The sequence below is a fragment of the Mycobacterium shunyiense genome, from assembly GCF_058270075.1.
In genome coordinates this window covers 212,727-225,196 of sequence record NZ_JBZDPU010000006.1, presented here as the reverse complement: position 1 = coordinate 225,196, position 12,470 = coordinate 212,727, and the positions used below count along the sequence as shown (strand labels likewise).

Here is a 12,470-nt window from a genome sequence, read left to right as displayed (position 1 = left end):
GCAACTGAAAACGCGACACACCCCAAGTCTGGACCGCCACATCCAAAATGTTTGTCAGACACGCCCTAGACACCGAACGCCTTGGACAGCCAGCGGGTCGCCGCATCGACCAGCACGGCGCGGTTCTCCCGTTTGACGATCTCGTGGCCGTCGTCGTCGAAGATCAGCAGTTCGGCGGTGCGCCCGAGTGCCACCAGCGCCTCGTACATCTGACGGGATTCGTCGGGCAGCACGTTCGTGTCGTTGCCGCCGTGCACCAGCAACAGCGGGGCGATCACGGCATCCGCCCTCGGCAGCGGCGAAAGCCGTTCCAGCAGATCACGATCCGCGACCGGGTGGCCGTACTCGGGGTAGGAGGCGGCGGCGATCCACTGCTCGGTGGTGTGGTAGAAGCTGTTCAGATCGCTCATCCCGCAGATGCTGATGCCGGCGACGAACAGCTGCGGATGGAAGGCCAGCGCCGCCTGGGTCAGATAGCCGCCGTACGACCACCCGGTACAGGCCAGCCGATCGGCCGGCGCAACACCCTGGTCCACCAGATACTTCGCACAATCGGCGACATCGTCGATCGCGGCGAACCGCAACTCCTTGTCATCGGCGTGCACGAAAGCCCGACCGAACCCGCCCGAGCCGCGCACGTTCGGCGCCAGCACCGCAAAACCGGCCTCCAGCAGCGCCGGGAAGATCTCGTTGTATTCGGGCCGCGCCTGTCCCTCAGGGCCACCGTGCAGGAACATCACCGCACCCACCGTCTCCCCCTGCGGCCGGTACAACCACCCGGTGAGCTCCAACCCGTCGCGTGCGGTGATCCGCTCCAGCGTGGGCGCCGCAGTCAGGGGCCCGCTGCTGGGTTCCCGGTCGATCCGCTCCCATTCCAGTGAGCGCGGATCGACGAGTTCGACGGTGCGCGGCAACGACGGCCCCTGCACGGTCACCGCCACCATGGACCCGCCCGCGCTGATGCTGAGCTCACCGGCGACCGGGCCGGGCATGGGAATCGGTGCCGACAGCGATTCGTCGGCATATTCCAGGACCTGCAACTCGCTGCGGCCGTCGATGTTCCACAACAATGCGACGGTGGACATATCGTCACTGACCACGAACTCGTCGAGCTCATAGCCGGCCCGTTCGGCGACAACGTGGTACGTCACGCCCTCGGCGGTCACCGTCACCTCCAGCAGACGGGCGTGCGCGGCGCCGTTGTCACTGCGGATCAGGGCCCGCACGAAGCCTTCGGTGCTGCCCGGCTCATAGGTGCTGGCCGGGTAGTACAGGGTGGTCTCACCTTCGACGCCGCTGCGGAGCCGTCGCGGGGTGTGATCGTCGAGGATCACACCGAAATCGGTGACCGACCCGGGATCCGATGGCAGCAGCGCGATCTCGGTCAACCCCCACAGCATGATGAGCTCCTGGTACCCACGCGGTCCGACCCGCACCAGCGAGGCGCCCGCCCACGCATCGACCAGCCGCCCGCCCGACCGTCGGTCGAGAATGAGGGTGCCCCCGGTCGCCGGGTCGATCAGGCACGAGCTGCCGACACCGTCCTCTCCGGTGAGGATCGCCGCGACCTGGCTGCCGTCCCAACTGATCAGTTCGGCCGTGCCCTCGGCGTTGGGCGGCCAGTAGTCGATCCGGCGCGCGTCACGGTCGTCGGGATCGGTCGTGACCACCCAGATCTGGCTGCGGGTCCCACCTTCGGGGGCCACCTGGCACGCCAGCCAGTGGCCGTCGGCGGAATGGATGACCTTCGTCACGGGCCCGACCACGGGCAGTTCGACGTCGCGCGAGGAACTGGCCCGCCATCCGCGCAGGAAGCGCTGCACCGCCCGCGGATAGCCGCCATCGTCGACCAAGTGGGCAAATGCCGTCGCATCCGGTGACAACGACGCGCCGTAGTTCACCCGCACATGCCGATCTGCGGCCACCTCGCGTCCTCCCGTCACTTGCGCAGTCCACTCCAGCATCTCTCATCACCACTCGATCCCTGGGACCTCGGCCGCAGCGGACTGAGCGCCCGCACAGGTACCCTCGCAGCCATGAGGTGGGCATGACAGATTCACCACGCCGCGACACGTCCGAGCCGACCCAATCGTTCGGTAGCGGCTACCCCGTGGACTATCCAGATCCGGCGTACTCGAACCAGCCGCCGTATCAGGGTGCGTACCCGGCTGTGCCCGGTTCGGCGCCGCAGCCGGGCCCGAATCCCACCCAACAGCTACCGCCATACTCTCCCTACGGGTACGACGCAGGCGCAACCGGCCAGCCGCCGGGCGCACCCACTCCGCCGCCGGGTACCCCGCCCGAACCCGACGGCCACGAGCCCCGGCTCTGGTTGTGGATCCTTGCCGCCGTGGCAGTCCTGGTCGCGCTCGGCCTGGTCGTCGCGCTGGTGATCGCCAACGGCTCCAGCCAGGAGACCGTGGTCGCACCGCAACCGATCACCCCGCAGCCCAACTTCAGCACGTCACCGAAGACACCCACCACGACCTCGCGGGCGCCACGCCCGGTCCCGGCACCCACCACGGCCCCGCCCACGGAGACCACGCCCGGGCCCACCGAGACCGTCACCTATGAGGTCGCCGGTGAGGGCCGGGCCATCAACATCACCTACCTGGACACCGGAAACGTGCTGCAAACCGAGTTCAACGTCATGCTGCCCTGGAGCAAGCAGGTCGAATTGGCTCAGCCGGCGACCGAAACAGCCAGCGTGAGCGTCGTGAATTTCGGCCCCGAGGTGGCGTGCACCGTGACCGTCAACGGCGTGCAAACCCAACATCGGACCGGCTCGGGAATCACCATCTGCGTCGGTACGGCCTGAGCCCGGCTCAGTGCGCGGGCACGGCGGGGCTGGGCTGCCGGGCTGGCACCCGCACGGCCAACATGCCCGCCAGCCCCAGCGCCAGCACCAGCACCAGTCCGCCCATCCCGGCCCGGTCGGCGCCGAACACATTGATGAAAATGGAGAACAGCAACGGCGCCAGGGGGGACGCTGCGCGTCCGACGGTGGTGTAGAGCCCGAACGCGACGCCCTCCTTTCCGTCCGCGGTGATCCGCAGCATCAAGGTGCGGGCCGAGGCCAGCGTCGGCCCGATGAACAGACACAGCAACAGGCCGCACACCCAGAAGGCCACCGGTCCTGACAGCACCAGCAAGGCCAGCCCCACCGCGATCAGGGAGACCAGCGATCCGACGATGACGGACTTGGAACCGATCCGGTCATCGAGCTGCCCCCCGATGACGGCCCCGAGCGCGGCGATCACGCAGGCACTGATCCCGAACAACAGCACGTCTGCCTCGGAGATGCCGTAGACGCTGACCCCCAGCACCGCGCCGAAGGTGAACACCCCGGCCAGCCCATCGCGGAACACCGCGCTGGCCAGCAGGTAGTAGACCACGTTGTGGTCGCGTTGCCACTCGCCGCGGATCTCGGACCACAACTTGCGGTAGGCGCCGAAGAAGCCGACCCGCTCAACAGGGGGCGCATCGGTCACCGGCGGCACCATCACGAACATCGGCAGCGCGAACAACGCGAACCAGACCGCGGTGAGCAGCATCACCGCTCGCACGTTCTGCCCGTCTTCGGTCTGGATACCCAGCGCGCCCCCGTCACCGGCCATGAATCCGACGTAGGCCAGCAGCAACAGCACGACGCTGCCCCCGTAGCCCATCGCCAGGCCGAGCCCGGAGATCCGCCCTGACGTCTCCGGGGTGGACAGCTGTCGCAGCATGGCGTTGTAGGGCACGGTGGCCAGCTCGTTGCAGGCCGCGGTGCAGGCCAACAGGATCAACCCCGGCAGCAGGTAGCGGTGGTCATCGCGGATCAGGCTCATCGCCGCGGTGAACGCCACGGCGGCACCCGTCATCACCGCCAGTACCCGACGCCGCCGCTGCGGCGCGTCGACCCAGATCCCGACGGCGGGCGCCAGCAGCGCCACCGCGAGACCGACGGCGAACATGGCCCAGCCCAGCCAACTGGCCGGCGAGGTGTCGCCGGGCAGGTCCGATCCGACGCCTTTCGTCAGATACACCGAGAACACAAACGTGATGACGATGGCGTTCAGCCCAGTCGCGCCGCAGTCCCACAGTGCCCACGCGAGCACCCTCGCCCGCCGGGGGTTAGTCATGACCGACACCTTATGGGTTCGGACGCCTTCTAGGATTGGCCGCATGCCAGTACCCGCACCCAGTCCGGATGCCCGTGCCGTCGTCACCGGCGCCTCGCAGAACATCGGCGAAGCGTTGGCCACCGAACTCGCTGCCCGCGGCCACCACCTGATCATCACCGCCCGACGGGAGGACGTACTGACGTCACTCGCGCAGCGCCTCACCGAGCGTTACGGGGTGACCGTCGAGGTGCGCGCCGTCGACCTCGCCGACCCCGCGGCCCGAGGCGTCCTGTGCGACGAACTCGCCCAGCGCGAGATCTCGATCCTGTGCGCCAACGCGGGCACCGCGACCTTCGGCCCGGTCAACGACCTCGACCCGGCCGGGGAGAAGGCACAGGTGCAGCTGAATGTGCTCGGTGTCCACGATCTGGTGTTGGCGGTGCTGCCCGGAATGGTCAAGCGCGGCTCCGGCGGCATCCTGACCTCGGGCTCGGCGGCCGGTAATTCGCCGATCCCCAACAACGCCACCTACGCGGCGACCAAGGCGTTCGCCAATACCTTCAGCGAGTCGCTGCGCGGCGAGCTCAAGGGCGCCGGCGTGCACGTCACGGTGCTGGCGCCGGGCCCGGTGCGTACCGACCTGCCCGACGAGTCCGAGCAGTCTCTGGTCGAGCGGCTGATCCCCGACTTCCTGTGGATCTCAACCGAATACACCGCCAAGCTGTCGCTGGACGGTCTGGAGAAGAACAAGATGCGGGTGGTGCCCGGCGTGACCTCCAAGGCCATGTCGATGGCCAGCGGATACGCACCGCGGGCCATCGTCACCCCGATCGTGGGCGCTGTGTACAAGAAGCTCGGCGGCGGCTAGTTTCTCCCGCTTTTCGCCGAAATGGCATTCCAGCAGCGAAACATCGAGTAACGCCCTGCCGGAATGCCATTTCGGCAGGGCGTGGGGACTACCGGCGGCGGCCCGTCCCGAAGATGCTGCGGGTGATCTCGCGACCGATCACGGTGCCCGCCGACCGCATGGCGCTCTTGAATGCCGAGCTCTTGAGCACCTGCTCGAGCATCCCCGGCTCGGCCGGTTGCGCCGGGGCCGGCATGGCCTCGATCTCACCTGACGCCTCGATACCGCCAAAGCCGCCCGAATCCTCCGGCGACGGCGGTGGGGCCAGCTTGGCGGCCAGCTGCTCGTAGGCCGAATCCCGGTCCACTGTCTGGCCGTACGTCGCCTGCAGCGGGCTGGCCTTGGCGGCAGCCGTGATCGCGTCAGTGCCGATCGTGTCCATCAACGACCGCGGCGCCCGCATCCTCGTCCACGCCACCGGTGTCGGCGCACCCTTCTCCGAGAGCACCGTGACCACAGCCTCGCCGATACCCAACGACGTCAGCGCCTTCTCCAGGTCGTAGACATCGGTCTTCGGGTAGGTGCGCACGGTCTTCGACAAGGCCTTCTGATCGTCCGGGGTGAAGGCGCGCAACGCATGCTGCACCCGGGCACCCAGCTGTGAGAGCACATTGTTGGGGACGTCCGTGGGCAGCTGCGTGCAGAAGAACACTCCGACCCCCTTGGAGCGGATCAGCTTGACGGTCTGCTCGACCTGCTCCAGGAACGCCTTGGACGCGTCGGTGAAAAGCAGATGGGCCTCATCGAAGATGAAGACCAGCTTCGGCTTGTCGATGTCACCGACCTCGGGCAGCGACGTGAACAGATCCGCCAGCACCCACATCAGGAACGTCGAGAACATCACCGGGCGCGCGGCCTGCGAACCCAACTCCAGCAGGCTGATGATGCCGCGGCCCTGCGCGTCGGTGCGCAGCAGATCCTTGGGCTCCAGCTCCGGTTCGCCGAAGAACGAATCGGCGCCCTCGGCCTCCAGGTTGACCAGGGCGCGCAGGATGACACCCGCCGTCGTGGTCGACACCGCGCCCAGGGCCTTGAGTTCCGGCTTGCCCTCGTCGCTGGTGAGGAACTGGATCACCGAACGCAGGTCCTTGATGTCCAGCAGCGGCAAGCCCTTCTGATCGGCCCAGTGGAAGATCAGGCCGAGCGTGGACTCCTGAGTTGTGTTGAGCCCCAGAACCTTTGACAGCAGGATCGGCCCGAAGCTGGTGATCGTGGCCCGCACCGGGACCCCGATCCCTTCGGTGCCCAGCGACAGGAATTCCACCGGGAAGGCGGTCGGCGTCCAGCTGTCGCCGGTGTCCTTGGCCCGCTGCGCGGTCTTGTCGTTGGCCTCGCCGGCCTTCGACAGCCCCGACAGATCGCCCTTCACGTCGGCCATCACCACCGGGACACCCGCCGCGGACAACTGCTCGGCGATCACCTGCAGCGTCTTCGTCTTGCCGGTACCGGTGGCACCGGCGATCAACCCGTGCCGGTTGACCGTGGCCAGCGGAATGCGGACCTGCGCGCTCGGGTCGACAGTGCCGCCTGTGTCGTCGGGGACGAACACAGTTCCCAGCTCCAACGCCTGGCCTTCGACTGCGTAACCGGCAGCAATCTGCTGCGCGGGCGTGGCTGTCGATTCGGTGGTCATGCCGCGGTCCTCCCAGTTTGCGCGAACGAGCCAATCGGGGTCTGACACTACTTGTCAGGCGGCGCGCGCGGTGGGTGTGACGGCTCGTTGTCACGTGTAGGAATACTGTGGATCTTCGTGCGAGACGAACTGGTATGGATCGACTGCGAGATGACCGGCCTGGACCTCAAGTCCGATCGGCTGATCGAGATCGCGGTTCTGGTCACCGACGCTGACCTGAACATCCTCGGTGACGGCCTTGACGTGGTCATTCACACCGACGACGAGGCGCTGTCCTCCATGGTCGACGTGGTCAAACAGATGCACACCCGGTCCGGGTTGATCGAGGAAGTCCGGGTGTCGACCGTCGACGTGGCCACCGCCGAGCAGATGGTGCTCGACTACATCCGCGAGCACGTCAAGACGGCCAAGGCCGCTCCCCTGGCCGGCAACTCGATCGCGACGGACCGTGGCTTCATCGCCCGCGACATGCCCAAACTCGACGATTACCTGCACTATCGGATGATCGACGTCAGCTCGATCAAGGAACTGTGCCGCCGCTGGTACCCCCGGATCTACTTCGGCCAGCCGGAGAAAGGTCTCGCACACCGCGCCCTGGCCGACATCCACGAGTCGATCCGCGAACTCAAGTACTACCGCTCGACCGCGTTCGTCGCCCAGCCCGGGCCTTCTACCAGCGATATCGCTGCGATCGCCGCCGAGCTCGGCCCGCCGAAGAACGACGCGACCGAAACCGATTCGGCGGTAGGACACCCGAGCAGTTAGTATCTACGAGCCGCATACGCCGAATGGCAGCGCGGCGATGGTGGCTGTAGTTCAGTTGGTAGAGCACCAGGTTGTGATCCTGGCTGTCGCGGGTTCGAGTCCCGTCAGCCACCCCGATATCGGGGACGCCGTCTGCGCAAGCAGGCGGCGTTTCTGGTTTCGGGCCTCGATGAAGCTCAACTCGGTTGTGGAAGCCATTCCAGTGGATGCAGGCAGAGCCACGCGCTGAACGCCAGCGTCGTCGCGGCGAACACCAGCACGGGGAGCCGGCTCAGCACATTTCGCCGCACTGCGATGACGACGAGGCCGAACATCACAGCCGCCTGAGCGTAGACCGCGAACGTCATAGGCCAACCGTCGTCGAAGACCCGCACCACCGGCCAGTAGAGCAGCAGGGCGAAAAACCCCACGTACAGTGCCGTCACGGCGGCAACGACCGACAGTCCGCCGATCATCAGAACCCTGGCCGCCACCTGGAGATCAGGCGCATCAGGGCCGTAGCGGCGCAACAGCCAACCGGCCAGAGTGCACACCAACGCACCTAGCAGCAACCAATCCCAACGCACGCACAGAGTCTGGCAGCTGCGTCAGCGGTGTTCGGCCGACACAGCCCCGCCGCCTCACTCCTTCGAGTCCGGATCCCAGGTGGATGGCAACAGTGGCACCGTCGAACCGTCGCCGAACTCGGCGCCGCCCAGCGTCGCCAAGCCGGTTGTCGTCGCTTCCGGCTTGTCGAGCACTCCGGAAAAGCCCAGCGGCCCCGCACCGCGGCCCGAGGCCGTCGGTGACGTCTCCGGTGCGGTGTTCCCGTCCGGATCAGCTTGCAGGTCCATGTATTCGTAGCCGTGGCCCTTCTCGCGCATCGCTGCGCAGCGCCTGCGGCGGGCCCGGGCCTCGCGGGCCGTTTCGCCGGCGGCGGCCGCAGCGGCATCGGGTTCGGTGGCTTTCCTCTTGGCGCCGGCCGCGGCGTTGGCCCGCGCCGCAGCCGGGACGGCGGCGCCCGGCGCGCCGATCAGATAGGGCGGGAAGAATCCCGGTCCACCACCCGGAGCAGCCGAGGGCGCCGATGCGGAGGCGACGGGTGCCGACGCCGACGCGCCGGTCGAGGGGGCCGCGGGAGCCGACGGCGCAGCCGAAGCCGGCGTTCCGCTCGTTACCGTCGATGCGCCCCCGGCCGCCGGCCATGATTGAGGATCGGCGCCGGCCGGAATTTCCGCGCCGACCAAGGCGGGCGGCTGGATTGCCGCCAGGCCGGTGATCGCCCACCCCAGGTTGGCAATCACGACACTCAGGGCGGGCTGGATCAGGGCTGGGGACAACTGAACGACGACCTGCAGCAGCTGGGCCGCATGGAAAGCCATGTCGGCCAACACCATCGGTAAATTGGTCAACAACGCAGCAGGGTCGTTCAGCAGGTTGTCGATCAGCAAGCCGATGTTCTCGATCTGCTCGTGGCCGACTTCCAGCCACCACCGCGGGTCGAGCGGGCTCAGGTCACCGTGGCCATGGTCGTCGTGGTCATGATCGTGGTCGCCGTCATGGTCATGGTCATGGTCATGATCGTCGTCGTGTTCGTGGTCGTCCTCGTGGTCGTGGTCGTGGTCGTGGTCGTGGTGCAGGATCCGCGGCGCCGCCGGGGTGGATGGCGCGGATGCCACAGACGTCTCGGAGACCCCTTGATAGACGGTCATCGTCGTCGCAGCCTGAATCCACATCCGCACGTAGTCGGCCTCGTTCACCGCGATCGGGATGGTGTTGATCCCAAAGAAGTTCGTGGACACCAGGACCGCCTGCCGAGCATGGTTGGCGGCCAGCTCGGCCAGGGTGGGCATCGCTGCCAATGCACTGGTGTAAGCCGCGGCCGCGGTTTCATGCTGGACAGCGATCGCCGAGCTGTCGGCGCTGACCTGCTGCAACCACGCCAGGTACGGAAGGTGAGCAGCCACGTACTGTTCGGCACTCGGACCCTGCCATGCTCCTGCTTGCACCGCACCCAGCACTGCAGCGAGTTCTGTTGCCACCGAGGCATATTCGACACTCAAGGACGACCATGCGCCGGCCGCGGCCAACATCGCACCAGGACCCGGGCCGCTGGTCAGCAACGCTGAATGCACCTCCGGCGGCGAGGCCATCCATACCGCGACCACGAGAAACCCTCCCTGTAGACCATCTACCCGAAGGGTCCAAGTTATTGAATACGATTGTCGTTATCAATCAATCCATTTGAAACTCATAGAAAGCCGTCCGGAAGCAGCTTCAAGGTCTGCAGGATCGCCACGGCACCGTGCCGAGAACTGCGAGATCTACTACCCGGCGTGTCGCTCGGGCACAGCGATGAACCCGCCGACGAAGGCCACTACGTGACATCGCGGACATCATGCGTCGCGGAGTGCACAGCGCAGGCACACAAAGGACCCCAAAGGCCGTGTGGCCGAACGGCCCTCACACCCTTCGAGGTATCGCAGCGACCGGAGTCACCGGCCGCGAGATCGCGTTGCGGGCTACCGCGGACTACTTCGTCGCGTCGACCGCGTCCGTCTTCTTCCTGATCCGCGGCGCCAGTTGCACGATCTCGGGCACCACGGTCGGATTCTCGTAGGCGGTGGTCACCAGCGACACCAGGGTGTTGGCGACGTCGCCCAGGGCCGACATCCGGGCCGGCAGGGCGCCCTGGGCCACCCACGTCTTGACCAATTGGTCCAGCAGGTCGCGGTCCGCACCGCGCAGGATCTCGGTGTCGTCGGTGGGGCCGACGCCCACCCGAATCAGCGACAGCTCGGGATGCTCGATGCGCCAGGAGTTCAGGATCTCGTCGAGCGCGGCCTTGCTCGCGCTGTATGCCGCCACACCGGCCCGCGGACGGCCCACGTCATAGCTCGACGCGACCAGCACCACACCGTTCTCGGACAGCCGCGGTGTCGCCGCCCGCAATACGTTGTTGGCACCCACCGTGTTGACGCTGAACGCGTGCAACCAGGTGGCGACGTCGGTGTCCTCGATGTAGGCGAAGGGGATCACGGTGCTGGTGAACACCACGGCGTCCAGGCCGCCGAGCGCGTCCGCTGCCTCGTTGACCACGCGACTGATGGCCGAGGAGTCTTCGACGTCGAGCTCGAAGGCAAATCCGCCGATGGCGTCTGCCAGGGAATTCAGCAGATCGACGCGTCGCGCGGCGACGGCGACCTTGGCGCCGCGTTCGGTGGCACTGACCGCAACAGCGTGGCCGATGCCCGAGGAAGCACCGACGACGAGGAGACGCAGCCCTGCTGCGTCGGCTCGCTGACCGCTCATTCTGGATCAACCTCCATGGTTCATCTCGAGGTGTTAGGTCACCCTTCGCTCGTCGGACATTACCGGGTGCGATGAATTCCGGACGCTCGGTGGGTCCACTTAAGAGAACGAGATTCTCCGAGCAGCAGTCAGGAGCCCTTCATGACGACAGGAAAACCGCCGATAGTCGACCAGCAGGCGTGGCGCACCGCGCTCGACGACCTGCGGCGCCGGGAGAAGGCCGCCACCCGGGAACTGGACGCGATCGCCGCCGCACGCCGCCGGCTGCCGATGGTGGAGCTGCCCGAGTACACACTGATCGGTGCCGACGGCCCGGTGCGCCTGGCCGATGTATTCGACGGACGCGCTCAGTTGATCACCTACCACCACATGTGGACCGACGGTGCCGAATGGCAGTGCGGCGGCTGCACCGGCTTCACGTCGCAGTTCACGCGTCTCGACTTTCTGGACAACTACGACGCCCGCTTCGTCATCGTCACCAACGGGCCCATAGAGGAGGCACTGGCGTACCGCGAGAAGGTCGGCAACCGCATGGACTGGTTCTCCTCATCGGAGAGCTCCTTCGGGTCCGACGTCGACGCCGCGCCTGGCGAAGGCTTCGCGGTCAACGTGTTCTTTTGTGCGACGGCGCCATCGGGTGAAAAAACCGTCTACCGCACCTGGCACACCAATGGCCGTGGCACCGAACAACTCAGCCACTCGTTCGCGCTGATCGACCTGCTGCCGTGGGGCCGGCAGGAACAATGGCAGGACTCCCCCGACGGCTGGCCCAAACAGCCGACCTACTCGGGCTGGCTCGACAGCCCCGACATCGCCCAGCTGTATGGAAAGGACTCCCTGTGACTTCATCTACCGACACGACGGCAACCGACAGCCAGCGCTACGTCGTCACCCGCACCATCTCCGCCTCCCCCGCGCAGGTGTTCGCCGTCCTGGCCAACCCGGCCCGGCATTGCGACACCGAGCCCGGCGACTGGGTGCGCGACGCGATCGACCCCGAACCGATCACCGGGACCGGCCAGATCTTCGCGGTCAACATGTTCCTACCGGCGGCCGGTGGCCACTACGTCATGCACAACCTGGTGACCGAGTTCGAGCAGGACCGGACCATCGCCTGGTTGCCCGGCCAGCTCGACGAGCAGGGCCACCATGCGCCCGGTGGCTGGTGGTGGCGGTACGACCTGGCCCCCAACGGGGACCAGACCGACGTCACCCTCACCTACGACTGGACCGACACCCCGCAGAGCTTCCGCGACCAGATCGGCGGGATGCCACCGTTCGGGTCCGAATTCCTCGACGAATCGCTTGCGGCACTGGATCGTTCATCGAATTAGTCAGGCCGGCACCTGATCCAGGAACCCGAGCACGGTCTGGATCCGGCCCTCATCGTCAGTGGCGAGTACGTCGAATCCGACCACTATCGGGTCGGCGTCGCGCGGACCGAGCCCCCACTGGAAACGCGCCTGCCGGTGGTGGGTGTCGGGCCCGCTGACGAGGGTGAATACGAATCCCGGAAACTGGGAGTGGACCGCTTCGATGGCGGCGGACACCCCGTCGTGTCCGCTCACCTCAGCCAGCGGATCGGTGTAGGTGGCGCCGGCCGACCAGTGCCGTTCCAACAAGGCCCGTCGGTCGGCGGCATCGGTGGCATTCCAGGTACTGAGGTACGCGGTGACGGTGTCGTTGAGCTCGGCCATTTCGCCTCTTTCACGGTAATCGACTGGGACTCAGCCAGATTCACCGACTCGAAGCGAGATGTCGATTACCG

Annotated in this window: 12 protein-coding genes and 1 tRNA gene; 6 read left to right on the top strand and 7 right to left on the bottom strand. The window is 66.8% G+C overall.

Going from position 1 to position 12,470, the window contains the following annotated elements; translation table 11 throughout:
- Window positions 1–65: 65 nt before the first annotated feature.
- A complete protein-coding gene (locus AC4ELH_RS05555) occupies window positions 66–1,943 on the bottom strand; it encodes an alpha/beta hydrolase family protein (RefSeq protein WP_498883418.1) in 1,878 nt (625 codons plus the stop codon).
- A 104-nt stretch (window positions 1,944–2,047) separates the two neighbouring features.
- Between AC4ELH_RS05555 and AC4ELH_RS05550 the strand changes: the two genes are divergently transcribed.
- Entirely contained in the window at window positions 2,048–2,818 is a 771-nt protein-coding gene (locus tag AC4ELH_RS05550; protein WP_064957831.1) for an MmpS family transport accessory protein, read from the top strand.
- Between the two features lie 7 nt (window positions 2,819–2,825).
- On the opposite strand, the gene AC4ELH_RS05545 is transcribed toward AC4ELH_RS05550, so the two are convergent.
- Window positions 2,826–4,124 (bottom strand): MFS transporter, encoded by a 1,299-nt coding sequence (locus AC4ELH_RS05545; RefSeq protein ID WP_064887021.1) that lies wholly within the window; start codon window positions 4,122–4,124, stop codon window positions 2,826–2,828.
- 43 nt (window positions 4,125–4,167) lie between these two features.
- Between AC4ELH_RS05545 and cmrA the strand changes: the two genes are divergently transcribed.
- Complete coding sequence (gene cmrA / locus AC4ELH_RS05540; protein WP_055115808.1) at window positions 4,168–4,974, top strand: mycolate reductase; 807 nt, start codon at window positions 4,168–4,170, stop codon at window positions 4,972–4,974.
- 88 nt (window positions 4,975–5,062) lie between these two features.
- Here the strand turns inward: cmrA and AC4ELH_RS05535 are convergent, their stop codons facing one another.
- Window positions 5,063–6,646 (bottom strand): helicase HerA-like domain-containing protein, encoded by a 1,584-nt coding sequence (locus tag AC4ELH_RS05535; protein ID WP_498883417.1) that lies wholly within the window; start codon window positions 6,644–6,646, stop codon window positions 5,063–5,065.
- Window positions 6,647–6,763: 117 nt separating this feature from the next.
- Here AC4ELH_RS05535 and orn point away from each other — a divergent pair, with 117 nt between their 5' ends.
- Entirely contained in the window at window positions 6,764–7,411 is a 648-nt protein-coding gene (gene orn / locus AC4ELH_RS05530; RefSeq protein WP_064887024.1) for an oligoribonuclease, read from the top strand.
- 40 nt (window positions 7,412–7,451) lie between these two features.
- Window positions 7,452–7,524: transfer RNA gene (locus AC4ELH_RS05525), tRNA-His, on the top strand.
- Between the two features lie 63 nt (window positions 7,525–7,587).
- Here AC4ELH_RS05525 and AC4ELH_RS05520 read toward each other — a convergent pair.
- The 3 genes from AC4ELH_RS05520 to AC4ELH_RS05510 all read right to left on the bottom strand — a co-directional run bounded on the left by AC4ELH_RS05520 (window position 7,588) and on the right by AC4ELH_RS05510 (window position 10,702).
- Window positions 7,588–7,977: a hypothetical protein gene (locus AC4ELH_RS05520; protein ID WP_131811705.1), complete on the bottom strand. Its 390-nt coding sequence runs from the start codon at window positions 7,975–7,977 to the stop codon at window positions 7,588–7,590.
- A gap of 54 nt (window positions 7,978–8,031) precedes the next feature.
- Window positions 8,032–9,543, bottom strand: coding sequence for a PPE family protein (locus AC4ELH_RS05515; RefSeq protein WP_498883432.1), 1,512 nt, complete (start codon window positions 9,541–9,543; stop codon window positions 8,032–8,034).
- 379 nt (window positions 9,544–9,922) lie between these two features.
- Window positions 9,923–10,702 (bottom strand): SDR family oxidoreductase, encoded by a 780-nt coding sequence (locus tag AC4ELH_RS05510; RefSeq protein ID WP_064957808.1) that lies wholly within the window; start codon window positions 10,700–10,702, stop codon window positions 9,923–9,925.
- Window positions 10,703–10,843: 141 nt separating this feature from the next.
- Between AC4ELH_RS05510 and AC4ELH_RS05505 the strand changes: the two genes are divergently transcribed.
- Entirely contained in the window at window positions 10,844–11,545 is a 702-nt protein-coding gene (locus AC4ELH_RS05505; protein WP_064957807.1) for a DUF899 family protein, read from the top strand.
- Window positions 11,542–12,036 carry an SRPBCC family protein gene (locus AC4ELH_RS05500; RefSeq protein ID WP_064957806.1) on the top strand — a complete coding sequence of 165 codons (495 nt, stop codon included), beginning with the start codon at window positions 11,542–11,544 and terminating at the stop codon, window positions 12,034–12,036. Before AC4ELH_RS05505 ends, AC4ELH_RS05500 begins: the two co-directional genes overlap by 4 nt.
- Here the strand turns inward: AC4ELH_RS05500 and AC4ELH_RS05495 are convergent, their stop codons facing one another.
- A complete protein-coding gene (locus AC4ELH_RS05495; RefSeq protein WP_064887029.1) occupies window positions 12,037–12,399 on the bottom strand; it encodes a nuclear transport factor 2 family protein in 363 nt (120 codons plus the stop codon). It lies immediately after the preceding gene.
- Between the last annotated feature and the right edge of the window lie 71 nt (window positions 12,400–12,470).

Excerpts from the sequence above, each read along its gene's own strand:
- cmrA (WP_055115808.1), top strand. The coding sequence starts at position 4,168 with ATGCCAGTACCCGCACCCAGTCCGGATGCCCGTGCCGTCGTCACCGGC.
- AC4ELH_RS05550 (WP_064957831.1), top strand. The coding sequence starts at position 2,048 with ATGACAGATTCACCACGCCGCGACACGTCCGAGCCGACCCAATCGTTC.
- AC4ELH_RS05510 (WP_064957808.1), bottom strand. The coding sequence starts at position 10,702 with ATGAGCGGTCAGCGAGCCGACGCAGCAGGGCTGCGTCTCCTCGTCGTC.
- AC4ELH_RS05505 (WP_064957807.1), top strand. The coding sequence starts at position 10,844 with ATGACGACAGGAAAACCGCCGATAGTCGACCAGCAGGCGTGGCGCACC.
- AC4ELH_RS05495 (WP_064887029.1), bottom strand. The coding sequence starts at position 12,399 with ATGGCCGAGCTCAACGACACCGTCACCGCGTACCTCAGTACCTGGAAT.
- AC4ELH_RS05535 (WP_498883417.1), bottom strand. The coding sequence starts at position 6,646 with ATGACCACCGAATCGACAGCCACGCCCGCGCAGCAGATTGCTGCCGGT.
- AC4ELH_RS05515 (WP_498883432.1), bottom strand. The coding sequence starts at position 9,543 with ATGGCCTCGCCGCCGGAGGTGCATTCAGCGTTGCTGACCAGCGGCCCG.
- AC4ELH_RS05545 (WP_064887021.1), bottom strand. The coding sequence starts at position 4,124 with ATGACTAACCCCCGGCGGGCGAGGGTGCTCGCGTGGGCACTGTGGGAC.